The organism is Neoalteromonas facilis, from assembly GCF_002807665.1.
GTDB classification, from domain to species: Bacteria; Pseudomonadota; Gammaproteobacteria; order Enterobacterales; family Alteromonadaceae; genus Alteromonas_E; species Alteromonas_E facilis.
Window position 1 is genome coordinate 84201 of record NZ_PEAY01000001.1, and the last position, 17832, is coordinate 102032.

General features: G+C 44.5%; 18 protein-coding genes. 5 read left to right on the top strand and 13 right to left on the bottom strand.

Going from position 1 to position 17832, the window contains the following annotated elements; translation table 11 throughout:
- The first annotated feature begins 5 nt into the window (after positions 1–5).
- A complete protein-coding gene (locus CSH93_RS00390; protein WP_100640764.1) occupies positions 6–419 on the top strand; it encodes a DUF4826 family protein in 414 nt (137 codons plus the stop codon).
- A gap of 2 nt (positions 420–421) precedes the next feature.
- On the opposite strand, the gene CSH93_RS00395 is transcribed toward CSH93_RS00390, so the two are convergent.
- The 6 genes from CSH93_RS00395 to CSH93_RS00420 form a co-directional block, all read right to left on the bottom strand.
- On the bottom strand, positions 422–1603 hold the full coding sequence (locus tag CSH93_RS00395; protein ID WP_100640766.1) for a cupin domain-containing protein: 1182 nt from the start codon (positions 1601–1603) through the stop codon (positions 422–424).
- Between the two features lie 37 nt (positions 1604–1640).
- Complete coding sequence (locus CSH93_RS00400; protein ID WP_100640767.1) at positions 1641–2525, bottom strand: adenylate/guanylate cyclase domain-containing protein; 885 nt, start codon at positions 2523–2525, stop codon at positions 1641–1643.
- Positions 2526–2580: 55 nt separating this feature from the next.
- On the bottom strand, positions 2581–3954 hold the full coding sequence (gene purB / locus CSH93_RS00405; protein WP_100640769.1) for an adenylosuccinate lyase: 1374 nt from the start codon (positions 3952–3954) through the stop codon (positions 2581–2583).
- 13 nt (positions 3955–3967) lie between these two features.
- A complete protein-coding gene (hflD, locus tag CSH93_RS00410) occupies positions 3968–4594 on the bottom strand; it encodes a high frequency lysogenization protein HflD (protein ID WP_100640771.1) in 627 nt (208 codons plus the stop codon).
- Positions 4595–5737: a tRNA 2-thiouridine(34) synthase MnmA gene (mnmA, locus tag CSH93_RS00415; protein WP_100640773.1), complete on the bottom strand. Its 1143-nt coding sequence runs from the start codon at positions 5735–5737 to the stop codon at positions 4595–4597. It abuts the gene before it with no gap.
- Positions 5738–5803: 66 nt separating this feature from the next.
- The gene (locus CSH93_RS00420; protein ID WP_100640775.1) at positions 5804–6367 is read right to left on the bottom strand and encodes an rRNA large subunit pseudouridine synthase E; all 564 of its coding nucleotides are present in this window, start codon (positions 6365–6367) and stop codon (positions 5804–5806) included.
- A gap of 188 nt (positions 6368–6555) precedes the next feature.
- On the opposite strand from CSH93_RS00420, the gene CSH93_RS00425 reads away from it, so the two are divergent.
- Entirely contained in the window at positions 6556–8784 is a 2229-nt protein-coding gene (locus CSH93_RS00425) for an NADP-dependent isocitrate dehydrogenase (protein WP_100640777.1), read from the top strand.
- A 64-nt stretch (positions 8785–8848) separates the two neighbouring features.
- Here CSH93_RS00425 and cspD read toward each other — a convergent pair whose 3' ends face one another.
- Positions 8849–9067, bottom strand: coding sequence for a cold shock domain-containing protein CspD (cspD, locus tag CSH93_RS00430; RefSeq protein ID WP_100640779.1), 219 nt, complete (start codon positions 9065–9067; stop codon positions 8849–8851).
- Positions 9068–9263: 196 nt separating this feature from the next.
- Between cspD and clpS the strand changes: the two genes are divergently transcribed.
- The gene (gene clpS, locus CSH93_RS00435; RefSeq protein WP_100640781.1) at positions 9264–9584 is read left to right on the top strand and encodes an ATP-dependent Clp protease adapter ClpS; all 321 of its coding nucleotides are present in this window, start codon (positions 9264–9266) and stop codon (positions 9582–9584) included.
- A 16-nt stretch (positions 9585–9600) separates the two neighbouring features.
- Positions 9601–11877: an ATP-dependent Clp protease ATP-binding subunit ClpA gene (gene clpA / locus CSH93_RS00440; protein WP_100640783.1), complete on the top strand. Its 2277-nt coding sequence runs from the start codon at positions 9601–9603 to the stop codon at positions 11875–11877.
- A gap of 54 nt (positions 11878–11931) precedes the next feature.
- Here clpA and infA read toward each other — a convergent pair whose 3' ends face one another.
- From infA to trxB, 4 genes are all read right to left on the bottom strand, one after another.
- Positions 11932–12150 (bottom strand): translation initiation factor IF-1, encoded by a 219-nt coding sequence (gene infA / locus CSH93_RS00445; protein ID WP_100640785.1) that lies wholly within the window; start codon positions 12148–12150, stop codon positions 11932–11934.
- Between the two features lie 78 nt (positions 12151–12228).
- Entirely contained in the window at positions 12229–12927 is a 699-nt protein-coding gene (locus CSH93_RS00450) for an arginyltransferase (RefSeq protein ID WP_100640787.1), read from the bottom strand.
- On the bottom strand, positions 12927–13652 hold the full coding sequence (aat, locus tag CSH93_RS00455; protein WP_100640789.1) for a leucyl/phenylalanyl-tRNA--protein transferase: 726 nt from the start codon (positions 13650–13652) through the stop codon (positions 12927–12929). Before aat ends, CSH93_RS00450 begins: the two co-directional genes overlap by 1 nt.
- 38 nt (positions 13653–13690) lie before the next feature.
- Positions 13691–14653 (bottom strand): thioredoxin-disulfide reductase, encoded by a 963-nt coding sequence (gene trxB, locus CSH93_RS00460; RefSeq protein ID WP_100640791.1) that lies wholly within the window; start codon positions 14651–14653, stop codon positions 13691–13693.
- 250 nt (positions 14654–14903) lie between these two features.
- Between trxB and yfbV the strand changes: the two genes are divergently transcribed.
- A complete protein-coding gene (gene yfbV, locus CSH93_RS00465; RefSeq protein WP_100640793.1) occupies positions 14904–15350 on the top strand; it encodes a terminus macrodomain insulation protein YfbV in 447 nt (148 codons plus the stop codon).
- 9 nt (positions 15351–15359) lie between these two features.
- On the opposite strand, the gene CSH93_RS00470 is transcribed toward yfbV, so the two are convergent.
- The gene (locus tag CSH93_RS00470) at positions 15360–15848 is read right to left on the bottom strand and encodes a SprT family zinc-dependent metalloprotease (protein ID WP_100640795.1); all 489 of its coding nucleotides are present in this window, start codon (positions 15846–15848) and stop codon (positions 15360–15362) included.
- A 58-nt stretch (positions 15849–15906) separates the two neighbouring features.
- Positions 15907–17772, bottom strand: a complete 1866-nt coding sequence (gene sppA / locus CSH93_RS00475) for a signal peptide peptidase SppA (RefSeq protein WP_100640797.1) — start codon at positions 17770–17772, stop codon at positions 15907–15909.
- Between the last annotated feature and the right edge of the window lie 60 nt (positions 17773–17832).

Here is a 17832-nt window from a genome sequence, read left to right on the forward strand (position 1 = left end):
TATATATGCAAGATCAAGCACCACAAAATCAACAACAATTAGGTGAATGGGCCCGTGAACAGTTTCAAAAGGCGAATCGTCATTTGGCTGAAAATGGTTTGTTATTCGAATCAGTTGTAGCAGAAGAGAGTCGTTATCTAGCGCCCTTTATTGCAATATGGAAAATTAATACCAGTGACAAAAAACAACTTTGGGTTGTCAGTGGTGATTTACCCGTCGACTTTATTCCGGTATCTGTGGCAGACAGTGCCCGTACAGCGTTAAAACACTTTGCACTAAAATGGCAATTGCAAGCTGAGAATATTCGTCAGCAGGTGACCAATGATAAAACTCAACTAGATTACGCTGCTCTGCTCGAATCTCGTGCGGAAAGCCTGTTTGAGATGGAGAGCCAAGACAAACTTTGGCAACAGCAATAATCTTATTCTTCGGTATCGTACATTGGCTGATTGAGCGAGTAGAACCCTCGCTCAATCAAACTGCTGATAATCTCAATATACGCTAGACCGTCTTCCTTATTTATCTGAGGCTGCAACGCCGATTCAGCGTGATTAATGAGCGATTTTATCGCGCCTTTTAGCGATGCAGGGACACAAAATGCCTCGCCATCAATAAAAAACGTAAAGGCACTGTCAGAGCTGTTTTCGCTGTATATTGGGCGAACGGCTTCACGACGGTAAAGGGTTTGCCTATTATCGATTGCAGATTGTATATCGTTGCTTGAATACTCCTCATCAACAATCGGTTCGATATTCTGAACACTTAAAGCCGTTAACAGCACCTCGTTAAACCTATCGCTATTGATTACCGACTGCATCTGGGATTTCAGTTGTTGTAATTCTTGAGCTGTTACCTCTCCAGGCAGACCAGAATAAACAGGGTGGGGATCGCTGTAACGAGTGTTTTCTATTTGGCCTTGCACCACGGCGTCTAGGATCGCACCAAACAATAATTCATTATCAGGCGCTCGAAACCCTATCGAGTAAGTCATCGCGTGTTCGATCGTTGCGCCTTCATGAGGCCAGCCCGGGGGAATGTACAATACGTCACCAGCTTCGGTAATGCAGTCTACAGTGGCCGAAAAACTTTTAATCTGACGTAAACCGTTGTTATCAAACTCTTGCTGGTTTTCGGCTTTACCTACACGCCAGTGACGTTTGCCTTTTCCTTGGATCAGAAATACATCGTATTGATCAATATGCGCACCTACACCTGCCCCTGGAACGCTGAAGCTCACCATGACGTCATCTGTGCGCCAATGAGGAATAAAGTTAAACAATTGAGCGAGGGCGTCAATACCAGGAAAAAAGCGGTCGGTTCCTTGTACTAAAAGGCTCCATTTACCCTGAACAACATCTTCAAAATCGTCGAATGGACCCGCATGAGATTGCCACACATCATGTTCATCACGAGTGACAATGCGGGAATCAACTTCATCTTCTTGCGCGAGCCCGGCAAGATCATGTTCATCGATAGGATCAACAAAATGAGGCAGAAAACCGCGTAATAGGCAGGGCTTTTGTTGCCAAAATTCTCGTAAAAATTGGCTTGAGTCAAAGCATGGGTCTATCAAAATAAATGCATTCCTAGAGCTTTTCTCCATGATACCTCAACTCATTGTATTGGTAACCTGCGTAATGCTAAGACGTAACCAACCTATAGGCCTTTGTCGTGCCTAGTCCTTTTAAATTCAAATTGCCGACTGGATTGGTATCCAATGAGGATTTGACGCGCTCATATGTAGTTGAACAGAGTAAAATTTGATCGGGAGTGCAATTGCCTTCTAAGCGCGATGCGACAAGCATAGGCTTACCCCACATGTCAGTACAAGGTGATAAAATACCAATGCTTCCGGTGATGACATCACCTGTAGCAATGCCTATGCGCAACCGACAAATGTGCGCATGGCGACGCGTCATTTGATTGAAATATTGCCTTATATCTTTCGCTGCCATGCTAATTGCGACGGTCGAGTTACCTTGGTCTTTTAATGTTGGAAAGTGCAGCTCGTTTGAAGTCGTTGCTGCAATGTATTCATCTCCATTGGTTTTAATTCGGTGTAAACCATGGCTGATAATGATCCGGTCAAAGTTAGAATATATCTCGTGAAGTAACGCCATTTGTTGGGCGGGTTGCAGATATTGCACAAGTTCACAGAAGTTACTCATATCAACGAACATGACGCTGATATTTTGGAGTGTTTGTGACGAACTCATTAGATGCGGCGCTGGCGTGGCAGGTATTCGGGAAGTCGGTGAGCGCTTTGTTGTTGAGTAGTAGGCTAATACCCAGCATGTAACGATGCCTATTAGAAGGTTTGCACTTAACAGTGCGCTTAACATTGTGACTGAACTTGTGCGCAAAATGACTACTGTGCTCACCCATAGGATTAACACAATAGTCAACATCATCAATCCAATGCTGCGCGAAGCACCGCTGGCGTCGCGTAGAAAAGGTAAGCCGGCCTTAACGGATTTGAAATGAACAGGCCAGCGATATGCTGGCCTGCTAGAGGGGTTTTGCATACTAGATCCTGAACTGACAAAAGTGGTAGTGTCGGTTCAGGATAGTCTTCACGGATTATTTAGGTAACTGTTCTGTTAGCCTGATTGCATCACCAATGTAGGCGGCTGGTGTTAGTTGTTTCAATGACGCTTTGGCTTCGTCAGGTAACGCTAACCCATCGATAAAGTCAGCAATGATTTCTGCGTTCACTTTTTTGCCGCGTGTTAGCTCTTTTAATTTTTCATACGGTTTTTCGATACCGTAACGACGCATGACGGTTTGAATTGGCTCTGCCAATAGTTCCCAATTGTCGTTAAGTTCATCTGCAAGGCTTTGCTGATTAACTTCTAATTTGCTCATACCCTTAAGTGTCGCCTGGTAAGCGATCAATGAGTAGCCTAAGCCAACTCCCAAGTTGCGCAGTACGGTCGAGTCGGTTAGGTCACGCTGCCAACGAGATACAGGCAATTTAGCGGCCAAATGGCTAAATAATGCATTCGCTAAACCGAGGTTACCTTCGGAGTTTTCAAAATCGATTGGGTTTACTTTGTGCGGCATTGTGGAAGAACCAATTTCACCTGCCACTGTCTTTTGCTTGAAGTGACCCAATGCGATGTAACCCCAAACGTCACGATCAAAATCTAGCACGATAGTATTGAAGCGTGCGATTGCGTCGAACAACTCTGCGATGTAGTCATGCGGTTCAATTTGCGTAGTATAAGGGTTCCAATCAATTCCCAAGCTGGTCACGAATTTCTCTGCAACACTGTGCCAATCGATGTCTGGGTAGGCGGAAAGGTGAGCGTTGTAATTGCCAACTGCACCGTTGATTTTACCTAAGATAGATACGCCCGCTATTTGCTGACGTTGGCGCTGAAGGCGGTAAGCTACGTTAGCAAACTCTTTCCCCATCGTGGTCGGAGACGCGGGTTGACCGTGCGTACGCGCCATCATCGCTACAGGCATTAGCTCATTGCTTAGTGATGTCATTTGCTCAATGATTTGATCAAGCATTGGCAGTACAACCTGCTCACGTGCTTCGTTCAACATTAAGGCATGGGATAGGTTGTTGATATCTTCAGAAGTACAAGCAAAATGGATAAATTCAGTTACGGCAGCTAATTCAGGTACCGATTCAACTTGCTCTTTAAGGAAGTATTCAACCGCTTTTACATCGTGGTTCGTGGTTTTTTCAATGTCTTTAATACGCTGAGCATGGGTAACATCAAAATTATCAACGATTGCATCTAAATGCGCATTTGCTGCCGCAGAAAATGCAGGGACTTCAGTAATACCGTCCAGCTGAGATAGCATTTGCAACCAACGGACTTCAACTACCACTCGGTATTTTAGTAGGCCAAACTCACTAAAAATACTTTGTAGCGCAGATGTTTTACTGGCGTAACGACCATCGATGGGTGATATAGCGGTAAGTGTTGAAATTTCCAAAGTCTGCTCCGGTTTAGTTGATTATACGTAGCGCCTGTTGGGCTGCCGCGATGATAGATTTTCGTTTAAACAAGATGTTCCGACGTTTGCCACCCATTTGTCGCCACAACACAGCGGCTCTGACGCCAGCTAGCAATAGGGCACGTACACGTTGTTGATTTAAGGGTTGGCTGAGAAATTGCTGTTGCCCGGCGATTTGAATACGCGGTGCAAGTGGGCTAACGACGTCTGTGTAAATACTCGCCAGTGACGCAATGATCTGATGGTTATCAAAATCGACATGGTCAAGCTGACGTTGCACGTGAGAAATGCGTTCACCTAATTGTGCTAATGCGCGCGGATTTTTAGCTAGCTTTCTTTCAAGCCCTAAAATGCTCGCGATGTAACGTGTCAGCTCAGCGTCTTTGCTAGCGGGTTTGTTGTGTAACTGTGCGAGTAATGTTTGGAATCCGAGTTTCAGGTTACTGAGCGAACCAAACACCTGCTGGGTGTTGTCTGGATTGGTTACCAGAATACTCGACAAACTAGCTTCGGTGGCTTCCGCATCGAATTCGCCCTGGCGCGCGATATGTTGGACCAATAATGCTGCTTGGCAAACGCCTGCCAACGCGAGCTGATTTTCAATTTCAGGTGCTAACATTTATCGAATGTAACTCTCTATAATACCGCCACCAAGGCAAACTTCGTCTTGGTAGATGACGACCGATTGCCCAGGCGTAACAGCTTTTTGTGGTTCATTAAACATAACTTGGATATCGCCATTGGCTAATGGCAATAAGGTCGCAGGGATGTCCTGCTGACGATAACGGGTTTTTACGCTGACTGACATTTCAGTCGTATGTGATTCACGGTCAACCCAATGTAATTGCTTGGCAATAAGCCCTTGAGAAAACAATCGCGGATGATTAGCACCTTGACCAACAATCAACGTATTGGTGGCGACATCTTTATCAACGACATACCAAGGCTCATCACCGTGGTCACGTAATCCACCAATATGTAGCCCTTTGCGTTGACCTAGCGTGTGGTACATCAAGCCCTGGTGCTCACCTAGGGTTTCACCTTCGGCACTGACGATAGGGCCCGGTTGTGCCGGTAAATATTGGCTTAGGAACTCGCTGAATTTACGTTCGCCAATAAAGCAGATGCCGGTGCTGTCTTTTTTGTCATGCGTGACAAGGCCAAGCGCAGCAGCTATTTCCCTTACTTGTGGTTTTTCAATATCACCGATAGGGAATAGTGTTTTTGCAACATGTTCATGGCTCAGTGTGTAAAGAAAATAACTTTGGTCTTTATTATCATCAAGCCCACGTAATAACTGGTATTTACCGTCTACGAATCGGCGGCGAACATAGTGTCCTGTGGCAATAAAGTCAGCGCCTAGATCTTCTGCTGCGAATTCAAGGAACGCTTTGAACTTAATTTCCTTATTGCACATGATATCAGGGTTTGGTGTTCTACCGGCCTTGTACTCTTCGAGGAAGTATTCAAACACGTTGTCCCAATACTCAGCGGCAAAATTAATGGTATGCAAATGGATGCCGAGTTTATCCGCAACGGCCTGTGCGTCAGCTAAATCTTCAGCCGCTGCACAGTATTCGTCATTGTCGTCTTCTTCCCAATTCTTCATGAATACGCCTTCAACCTGAAATCCTTGTTGTTGCAGAACGTAGGCAGAAACAGATGAATCAACGCCGCCAGACATGCCAACTATCACCTTTTTGGTGTTAGGCGCGTCGACATCAGCAGCGGGTAAAGAGCAGGGTAACGTTGGCTCGGACATGAATACCTATAGTCGGAAAAATAAAGGCGCGAATTTTAGCAGAAGCCTAACTTTAATTCGATACTGTCAGAGCATAATTTGCCGGTATTCACCGCTATTTATGCCGTCTATTGTCCAATTACCAATTCGATACCGAATCAAACGTAATGTTGGGGTGCCGATATGGGCCGTCATGCGTCTAACTTGGCGGTTTCGCCCTTCCGTAATGGTGATTTCTAACCAAGAGGTTGGAATGGCTTTACGTTCCCTGATCGGCGGCGTGCGCGGCCATAGTATAAAAGGTTCGTCGATAAGCTTAATCTTGGCTGGTGCCGTCATACCGTCTTTAAGTTCCAATCCTTTGGCAAAGGCTGATAACCCGACTTCATCAGGCACACCTTCAACTTGTGCCCAATAGGTTTTAGATGTTTTACGCGACGGGTGACTGAGTTTGTGTTGCAGTTTTCCATCATTGGTTAACAACAACAGTCCTTCAGAATCTCTATCCAGTCGACCGGCAGGGTAGACATTCGGAATATCAACAAAGTCTTTTAGGGTTTTGCGTTGTTGGTCATCGGTAAATTGTGACAACACATCAAAAGGCTTGTTAAACAAAACCACTTGTCGTTGATTACCGTATTGAGTCTTCATAATTACCCTTAAAACTGTGTATGCACCTATCATACGCTAAGCGAGGATTGAGCAAAATTTCTTTATACGACAATGGTATGACTTGTATATATCGTAAATGCCCATATACAATTGCACGTTTAAGTGATTCCTATTTATAAGTAATTCTTATTTAATCGGCTCAAAGAGCCATGCTGAAGAGGTTCAGAATGACCACATCAAAGTCTAAAATCATATATACCAAAACTGATGAGGCGCCACTCCTAGCGACGTATTCATTTCTTCCTATTATTAAGGCGTTCGCAGGTACTGCAGACATCGACGTTGAGCTTAGCGATATTTCTCTAGCCGGACGTATTTTGGCAAGTTTCCCAGAGTATTTAGAGGAATCTCAACGCATTACTGATGCTCTTGCAGAGTTAGGAGAACTGACTCAGCACCCTGATACCAATATCATTAAGTTGCCGAATATCAGTGCATCGATCCCGCAGCTTCGTGCGGCGATAAAAGAACTTCAAGGTAAAGGTTTTGCAGTGCCTGAGTTCCCTGAAGAACCGAAGAACGACGAAGAAAAATCGATTAAAGAGCGTTACGGTAAAGTTTTGGGTAGTGCGGTTAACCCAGTATTACGTGAAGGTAACTCTGATCGTCGTGCACCAACAGCCGTTAAAAATTATGCCAAAAAGCACCCACATTCAATGGGCGCTTGGAGCCAAGCATCACAAACTCACGTTGCGCATATGCGTGGCGGCGACTTCTACTCAGGTGAAAAGTCACTGACAGTAGAGAAAGCGGGTCATGTACGCATTGAATTTGAAGATAAGAATGGCAATAAAAAAGTACTCAAGCCTCGTGTTGACTTGCTAGCTGGCGAAGTTATCGATGGCATGTTTATGAGTAAGAAAGCATTGTGCAAGTTCTTTGAAGAGCAAATAGAAGATGCGCGTCAAACTGGCGTTTTATTCTCACTCCACGTAAAAGCAACCATGATGAAGGTTTCGCACCCGATCGTATTTGGTCACTGCGTAAAAGTTTTCTACAAAGATTTATTTGAAAAATACGGTGAGTTGTTCGATGAGTTAGGTGTTAATCCTAACAATGGTTTAGGTAGTGTCTACGACAAAATCTCTACTTTACCTGAATCTCAACGTTCTGAAATTGAGCGTGATATTAATAAGTGCTACGCAGACCGTCCATTATTAGCAATGGTTAACTCAGACAAAGGTATTTCAAACTTGCACGTACCCAGTGATGTTATCGTTGATGCATCAATGCCTGCAATGATCCGTAACTCGGGTCAAATGTGGGGGCCAGATGGCAAGCCTAAAGATACCAAAGCGGTGATCCCTGAAAGTACTTATGCAACAATTTATCAGGAAGTGATCAACTTCTGTAAAACACACGGCGCATTCGATCCGACCACGATGGGAACAGTGCCTAACGTAGGCTTAATGGCGCAGAAAGCTGAAGAATATGGTTCGCACGATAAAACCTTTGAATTAGCAGCTGACGGTACGGTACGTATTATCGATCAGGATGAAAATGTACTGATTGAGCATCAAGTTGAAGAAGGCGATATCTGGCGTATGTGTCAGGCAAAAGACGCGCCGATCCAAGATTGGGTTAAGTTGGCTGTTACACGTTCACGTCAAAGCGGTATGCCAGCAGTATTCTGGTTAGATGATGAGCGTGCTCACGATGCTCAGCTGATCAATAAAGTTGAGAAATACCTAAAAGATCACGACACAACAGGTTTAGATATTCAAATTATGTCTCCTGTACGTGCTATTCGTTACACCATGGAGCGTGCGATTCGCGGATTGGACACGATTTCAGTAACGGGTAACGTTCTGCGTGATTATCTAACGGATTTGTTCCCGATTTTAGAATTGGGTACAAGTGCAAAAATGTTGTCAATTGTGCCGCTAATGGCCGGTGGCGGTTTGTTTGAAACCGGCGCAGGTGGTTCAGCGCCTAAGCACGTTCAGCAGTTCGTGGAAGAAGGGCATTTGCGTTGGGATTCATTGGGTGAGTTCCTTGCATTGGCTGTTTCGCTTGAAGATGTTGCGATTAAACATGATAACGCGAATGCTAAAATTCTTGCGAAAACGTTGGATGAAGCGACTGAGAAATTGTTAAACAATGGCAAGTCTCCACTGCGTCGTGCAGGTGAACTGGACAACCGTGGCAGTCACTTCTATTTGGCCATGTATTGGGCTGAAGCATTGGCTGCGCAGCAAGAAAATACTGAAATGGCGAAGCACTTCAGCGAACTAGCAAAAGTATTGAATGCAAATGCAGACGCTATTATGGCTGAAATTGATGCAACGCAAGGTCAAGCGATTGATATTGGTGGTTACTATATGCCAGACGAAACGAAAGTGAGTCAGGCTATGTCACCGAGTAAATTGCTTAGAGAAGCATTGGCTGCCGTATAATACGTTGGCCAATTAGATAGCAATAAAAAGCCCGGTTATAACCGGGCTTTTTTGTATCTTGTGATTATCGTTCCGATTTATCCGGAATATCGATGTTTTCAGCATGAAGACCTTTGGGGCCTTCTTGTACGTCAAATGTTACTTCTTGACCTGCTTTCAGCGAACGGTAACCATCCATTTGGATTGTTGAATAGTGTGCGAAAATGTCATCGCCGCCATCTTCGGGCACAATAAATCCAAAACCTTTTGCGTTGTTAAACCACTTAACCTTGCCAACTGCCATACTTCAACTTCCTCTTAATCCTTGAACTCCAACTTTTTAGACCCCACAATAAAGTAGAGAGGCGGGAAATGTGCGTCACTTCACATTACCACTCTTAAAATGTAGATATTTTAACCACTATATGTCAAGGCGAATGCGTAAAAATCGCCGAAACAAATGTTTCTTAAAATTTCAGATCTGTGACTATTATTAATATATGAGTAAAGACAACACCATTAGCATCGACAAACAAAAGCATCTGGAGGATGTACGCAAGAAAGTTCAGCCGCCGCCGATGTATAAGGTAATGCTAAACAACGATGATTACACACCGATGGATTTTGTCGTTGAGGTGTTGCGGAAGTTTTTTAATATGGACAGTGAGAAGGCCAATCAACTAATGTTGACTGTTCATTATCGGGGAAAGGCAGTATGTGGTGTTTATACTGCCGAAATTGCTGAAACGAAAGTTATGCAAGTTAATCAGTATGCGCGTAAACACCAACACCCATTGATGTGCTCTATGGAGCCAGCTTAAGTATTTTGGGGGAAGTATGTTAAATAAAGATTTAGAGCAGACGTTAAATTCTGCCTTTGTATTCGCCAGAGAACACCGCCATGAGTTTATGACGGTCGAACATCTATTGCTGGCACTTATGGATAACCCCGCTGCGCAAGAGGCTTTGAAGGCCTGTGGTGCGGATATTGAAATCATTCGAAGCGAATTAACCGAGTTTGTTAAAGATACAACACCATTAATCCTCGAAGAGGATGAAAATGAACGTGAAACGCAGCCGACGTTAGGTTTCCAACGCGTGCTCCAACGTGCAGTGTTTCATGTGCAGTCATCGGGCAAAGAAGAAGTCACGGGGGCAAATGTACTTGTGGCCATTTTCAGTGAGCAAGAATCGCAAGCGGTCTACATACTGAAAAAAGCAGACGTGACGCGTCTAGATGTAGTCAACTTTATCAGTCACGGCGTCAGCAAAACAGATGATGAAGGCTCAAGCAGTGCAGCTGAAAGCAGTGAAGACGGTGCGGATGGAGAAGCCAATCAATCTGCGTTGGATAAATTTGCCACTAATCTGAATGTCAGTGCCAAAGATGGCAAGATTGATCCGCTTATTGGCCGTGAACTAGAGCTAGAAAGAACCATTCAAATTCTATGTCGTCGCCGTAAAAATAACCCATTGTTAGTGGGCGAAGCCGGAGTGGGCAAAACCGCGATTGCAGAAGGTTTAGCTTATCGCATCGTTAATAATCAGGTGCCAGATGTCATCGCTGAAAGCACGGTGTACTCGCTTGATTTAGGTGGTTTGTTGGCCGGAACAAAGTACCGTGGTGACTTTGAGAAACGCTTAAAAGCGATCCTCAAAGAGTTGAGTAAAGATAAGCATGCGATTTTGTTTATTGATGAAATCCATACCATCATTGGGGCTGGTGCAGCGTCTGGTGGGGTCATGGATGCCTCGAATTTATTGAAACCGCAATTATCCAGTGGTGAATTACGTTGTATTGGTTCTACGACGTATCAGGAATATCAGGGCATATTCGAAAAAGATCGTGCGCTTGCTCGTCGTTTCCAGAAAGTCGATATCGTCGAGCCTAGTGTAGCTGATACGACAAAAATCCTTATGGGCCTTAAATCACGTTATGAAGCGCACCACAATGTGCGTTTCACAAATAAAGCGATCCAGGCTGCATCTGAGTTATCGGCTAAATACATTAATGAGCGTCATTTACCCGACAAAGCGATTGATGTCATGGATGAGGCCGGTGCAAGCCAGCGTTTATTACCACAGTCAAAGCGCAAGAAAACCATTGGTGTAGGCGAAATTGAGCATGTAATTGCGAAAATTGCGCGTATTCCCGAAAAATCGGTGTCTGCTTCAGATAAGGAAGTGCTTAAGAATCTAGGTCGTAATTTGAAAATGGTGGTTTTCGGTCAGGATGATGCGATTGAAACACTGACTGATGCCATTCACCTGTCGCGTTCTGGTTTAGGCAATGAACAAAAACCGGTGGGTAGCTTCCTATTTGCAGGGCCAACTGGTGTTGGTAAAACCGAAGTCACGCAGCAATTAGCCAAGATTATGGGCGTAGAGCTTATTCGCTTCGATATGTCAGAGTATATGGAAAGGCATTCGGTTAGCCGTTTAATTGGCGCTCCTCCAGGCTACGTCGGTTTTGATCAGGGTGGTTTATTGACTGATGCCGTGATTAAACACCCATACTCAGTAGTATTGTTAGATGAGCTAGAAAAAGCGCACACCGATATCTACAACATCTTGTTGCAGGTTATGGACCACGGCACATTGACAGATAACAATGGCCGTAAAGTGGATTTCCGTAATGTGGTGTTAGTCATGACCACTAACGCAGGTGTTCAGGAAACGGTGAGAAAGTCGATTGGCTTTAAACAGCAAGATCACAGTCACGATGCATTGAGTGAAATCAATAAGGTATTTTCACCAGAATTCCGCAATCGTCTTGATGGGATCATATGGTTTAATCACCTTACACCTGAAATCATTCTTCAAGTGGTTGATAAGTTTATTATTGAGCTACAAGTGCAGTTGGATGCCAAAGGCGTATCACTGGAAGTTAGCAATGCTGCTCGAGCGCACTTGGCAGAGTTGGGTTATGACAAAGCAATGGGCGCACGTCCAATGGCCAGAATAATCCAGCAACAATTGAAGAAGGAACTGGCCAATGAGCTATTATTCGGCGAATTGAACAATGGTGGCAGCGTAAAAGTAGGTCTAAAAGGCGACAAATTCACCTTTAAGTTTAAAGCAACAGAGAAAAACAAACCTGCTACGTCATCGTAAAACGAAAAAGCCCGGTTTAACCGGGCTTTTTTATAATCTGTGGGTAGCTCTTAATTAGCGCGCGCGATAAATGATACGCCCTTTAGATAAGTCGTAAGGGGTCATTTCCACGGTGACTTTGTCACCCGTTAAGATGCGGATATAGTTTTTACGCATTTTGCCAGAAATATGCGCCGTCACTACGTGCCCGTTCTCTAATTCTACGCGAAACATCGTATTTGGTAGGGTGTCAAGAATGACGCCTTCCATTTCAATACTGTCTTCTTTTGCCATGTAGAGCAATTACCTCAAAAATTTTCCAAAAAATTAGCCGCGCAGACTTTAATCAATAAGCACGCGTGTGTAAAGCGATTACTCGGCTTTTTTTGCAATTCTATGCCATTGATTGGCGAAAAAACGTTCATGTGGGTAGAACTCTTTCTTATATTGCATTTTTTGACATGCATCTATTTGGTAACCCAGGTAGACATAATCCTTGTTACATTCTATCGCGTGCTCGATCATTTTGAGGATCATCAATTTACCCGGGGATAAATGGGAGAGGGTAGGTTCAAAGTAGGTATAAAGTGCAGAATAGGCTTCATTGAGCTCATCAACCACACTCACAGCAATCAGCGCATCGCCATCCCAAGCTTCAAAAAATAACGGGTTATTCCAACTGCATCGCACAAAATTGTTGTACTGCGACAGGCTGGGAGGATACATAGAACCATCCGCATGGCGCTCACTGATATATTTATCATATAGCGCGTAGTGTTCATCCAGACCTTCACGACGGTAAGTAAAGCGCAGATGTTTACACTTACTGAGTATGCGTTTTTGGCTCTTAGAAGGCTTGAACATGTCTACAGGGATACGCAGACTTTCACATGCGCTACAGTTAGGGCAGTGAGGACGGTAAATTTGTTCTCCACTACGCCGAAAGCCTGCTCGAATTAGCAATTCATATTGTGCGTTATTGTCTTCGTTTTCCTCTACGTAAACCAATAGTTGTTCGCGTTGCTCAGGTAAATAGCTGCAATCAAAGGTTTGGGTGAGTCCAAACTTCATTAATAGCTGATGCGTTGTGACTGCCATAATGAAACACTCGGTGATAATGCTGAAGCTTCTTTAAGCATAGCTAAAAATTCATGTCTTGGTACACACCGCGCGCCCAATGATGCGAGGTGAGGGTTGTGAATTTGGCAATCAATGAAATCAATGCCATTGCTCTTTAAATGCTGAGTTAACGCAGCCAATGCGAGTTTTGATGTGTTGGGTTTACGGTGAAACATCGACTCCCCCGCAAAACTGCTTCCGATGCCAACACCGTAAAGGCCGCCGACTAGTTTTCCATCCTCCCACACTTCAACAGAATGTGCATACCCGGCATGATGCAAACGAATATACGCTGCAATCATATCGCTTGTGATCCACGTTTGTACCGACATGTCGCGTGTATCAACGTCGTGACGACGCGGGATGTTGGCACATTGCTCGATGACTTGTGCAAACGCAGTATTAAGGGTGACAGTGTAGGTCTCTTTACGCATTAACTTGCGCAAACTATTCGAACAATGAAATTCATCACATAACAGTATGGCGCGAGGATCTGGACTCCACCAAAGAATGGGTTCACCGACGTTAAACCAAGGAAAAATCCCTGACTGATAGGCTTGAACTAAGCGTTCTACGCTGAGGTCGCCGCCAAAGGCCAATAGACCATTAGGGTCATCCAACGCATATTTAATCGGTGGGAAGTGGGGTGTATCGTCTAATTGATATAACTGGATCATGCTAAGGCCTCAATCAGAGGCCCCAGCATAGCATCAACTTATGCCAAACCATCAAGGTATTTTTCAGCGTCTAGTGCAGCCATACAGCCAGTGCCAGCTGATGTAATCGCTTGACGGTAAATGTGGTCAGATACGTCACCTGCAGCAAAAACACCCTCAACGCTGGTTTGTGTTGCGTTGCCGTTTAGGCCACTGTTTACCACAATATAGCCATCTTTCATTTCGAGCTGGCCGTCAAAAATACCCGTGTTCGGGCTGTGACCAATTGCGATAAACAAACCGGTAATATCTAAAGACTCAACGCTGTTGTCTTTTGTCGATTTGATGTTAATGCCGGTAACGCCCATATTATCTCCAACCACTTCATCGAGCGTGCGGTCAAGGTGCAATACGACATTACCATTTTTAGCTTTATCCAAAAGACGGTCGGCCAGTATTTTCTCACTGCGGAAACTATCTCGGCGGTGAATGACATGCACTTCAGACGCGATGTTAGATAGGTATAACGCCTCTTCAACAGCAGTATTACCACCGCCGACGACGGCTACTTTTTGATTGCGATAGAAAAATCCATCACAAGTCGCACAAGCCGAAACACCTTTACCCATGAATGCCTGTTCAGATGGAAGCCCTAAATAGCGAGCAGACGCGCCAGTAGCGATGATCAGTGCATCACATGTGTAAATACCATTATCGCCCTCCAACGTGAAAGGGCGCTTGCTGAGGTCGGTTTTATTGATATGGTCAAAGATGATCTCAGTATCAAATTTTTCAGCATGTTTTTGCATGCGAACCATAAGGTCTGGCCCCGTTAAGCCTTCAGGATCACCAGGCCAGTTCTCAACTTCAGTCGTCGTGGTTAATTGTCCGCCTTGCTGAATGCCGGTTAATAATACGGGGTTGAGGTTTGCGCGAGCAGCATATACTGCTGCTGAGTATCCAGCAGGACCAGACCCTAAAATTAAAAGTCGTACATGTCGTGTAGTTTTTTCTGAAGGCATTCAATAGCTCCGATAGCGAGGTCCTGTGGACCCATTTTGATATTATTGCTGAGTATTTTGGGGGTTAATTTTTAAGATTCAACTATTACCTGCGTGATCAGGTAGAAATAATGTTAGATAGCATGCAGATGAGACGAATGTAATCACTGAAAAGCTCAGTATTCATGTTTTTATAGAATAAATCGATATACTTAAGTGTAACGTATTTGATTATAGTTAAAGGTAGAAGCAAAAGAGGTTGTTCAACGAAATGTCACTGTCAGTCGCCACAATGTTAAAAGATGGTCAGTCTTACATGAATACATGGCCGATGGAGAAAGCGCTGTACGCGATTTTCCCAGAGTGTCGTGTGGTTGCGTTGACGCGTTTGCTAATCAAAGTGGCTCCGCCATTAGCCGTTATTTGTTGCGCAGCACTCATCCACCAACTTGGCAGTGGCTATATTCCGCAAGCTGTTACCATCGCTGCATTCTTTTTAAGCCTGCCTCTACAAGGCATTATGTGGTTAGGTTTTCGCGCCAATCAACAATTGCCGCCAAGCCTGCGTGCTTGGTATGTTGATATTCACGCTAAAATGACGGCGCAGGGGTGCCGCCTAAAAGCTTTAACGCCAAAGCCGCGTTACAAAGAGCTTGCGTCCATGCTAAAAACGGCATTTGAAGAGTTGGATCGGGTTTTCACTAAAAGCTGGTTTTAGCTCACGCGTTTATTTCGTCACTTGTGTCAATATCATGCCACATCGCCTGCATTGGTAACGTTGTCCGCGCTTAACTTTATTGTGGCGTCGAATACTTAATTCTACATCGCCACAATCACAGGCGTAAGTCACGGTGTTTTCTTTTAAAAGAGTCGATTGCATGTGGTGAGTAACATCAGGCGCTACGCAAAATATCTCTCTCATGACATTCTGCCATTCTTGACCATGCGGCTTCACTTTACCGTGCATTTGCCATACGACAATATGGGCAACCTCGTGGGGGACCACTTGGGTTAAATAGTGTTCAAGGTTTTCGAGCAGGTATGCCGGATTAAAGTTGATATGATTTTTTTGCAGATGGGCGCTTCCTCCCGTCTTTCCTGCGCGGCGAAAGCCAACAGTGGGCAATTTGAGCGGACGGTTGTAGACACTTTCAGCCTGTAGGATCAGGGACGATACGCGGGCGTTAATTTGTTTTTTAAGATTGTCAGTGATCATATCAAAAACGTAAAACGGGCGTCATTTAGACGCCCGTTTTTTACTTAATATGTAGCAGTTACTTGATTTCGCAGGCAACGCACATCGCGTAAACCCCGCGAGGATCATTCAGTTTTGCCATCGCATCAAATTCTTGTACCACTTGTTTGAATAGGCCCATAGCAAAACTATCGGTAGCTGTAATCCCGGTACCGTCTACCCAAACACTGGCTTGGCCAAAGAACTCTTTCCAGAACTTTTCCTTCGGTGACAATGAGCGCTCAACAGTAAGCACGGCGTAATCTTCCATGTTAGCTAATTCTGCAGCGGTCTTAACCGCATCGTCCAGTGTACCCAGCTCATCGACAAGGCCTAATTCCAAAGCTGTCTCACCAATCCACACACGACCTTCGGCAATTTCACGCACACGGGCTTCATCCAGATTACGCTCCGTTGACACCAGCTCGATAAATTTATCATAGCTGTGCTCAATACTGTGTTGGATGATTTGGCCAACTCGCGGATCTAAACCACGAGCAGGGGAGATACCAGCTACTTCTGTTGTGCCCACACCATCGGTGTGCACACCCAGGTAATCAAGCGCATTTTCGTAAGTGACAAACATACCAAATACGCCAATAGAACCCGTGATTGTGCTCGGAGATGCAACGATCTTATCGGCACTGGCTGAAATCCAATAGCCGCCAGATGCTGCGTAAGTCCCCATTTTAGCTACAACAGGTTTGCCGGCTTGTTTTAATAATTCGACTTCGTTGCGAATGACTTCTGATGCGAACGCACTACCACCCGGAGAGTCCACATACATGACAACCGCTTTGATACTGTTATCTAAACGAGCCTTTCGTAACAGTCGAGCAGTTGAGTCGCCACCAATCGTACCGGCTTTCTGATCGCCATTTAAGATGGTCCCTTTTGCGACAACAATGCCAACTTTGTCTTTATCAGCGTGCAGTAAATCCATGGGTAGATTAATGACGTGCAAGTAGTTTTTGAAATTAATCGATTTGTAGCCAAGCTTACTGCGATCTTCACCCACAATCTCTTGTAATTCCGAGCGAACTTGATGGCGGTCTTTTAATTGGTCTACCCAACCATTGTTCAGCGCATACTGCGCGAAGTCGCCTTCAACAGCCGCCATTTTCTCGACCAGTACATCAAGTTTTTCATCAAAGTTGCTCGTATCCATGTTACGCGCTTGTGCTACATCTTGTTTGTACTGGTTCCAATAGACGTCTAACCATGCAGAATTAGCCTGTTTAGCCGCTTCTGACATATCATTACGCAAGTAGGGTTCTACAGCCGATTTGAAAGTCCCAACCCGGAATACATGTGTGGTTAATTTTAGTTTTTCTAAGGCTTCAGCAAAGTAAGTACGATAACGTCCGTAGCCTTCAAGTAGCATTCCGCCCATAGGGTGTAGGTATAAATTGTCAGCATGGGCTGCAAGGTAATATTGGTTTTGCGAAAAGTAATCGCCTACCGCATACACTGGCTTGCCAGAGGTTTTAAAGTCTTCAATCGCATTGGCAATAGTGCGTAGTTTATCCAAACCACCACCCATTAGACCGTGTAAATCTAACACCAATGCCTTGATGCGACCGTCTTCCTTGGCATTTTCCAACACCATAACAACATCCGAGACTAACACTTCAGGGTTATCTTCCTGTTGTTCAAATGCCTCATTCATAAACTCTTCGAAAGGATCGACGGCTGTTTTCTCAATCACTAAGTTACCGTAAAGGTTAAGTACGAGGGCACTGCCATGCGGTACTGTGATGGCGTTGTCGTCGCCACGGCTGAAAACAATGAAAACACCGATGATTAGAAGGATGAAAATGAAATTAAAAACTAATTTGCGGCTGAAATTTAGAACATTCCAGATCCCAAAAAATAACGACTTGGTCCAATTTTCATTGCTTGCCATGCAAGTACTACCTCTACTTTTTTACTGACTATATGTTAAACAATCACTCTTGGATCGTGA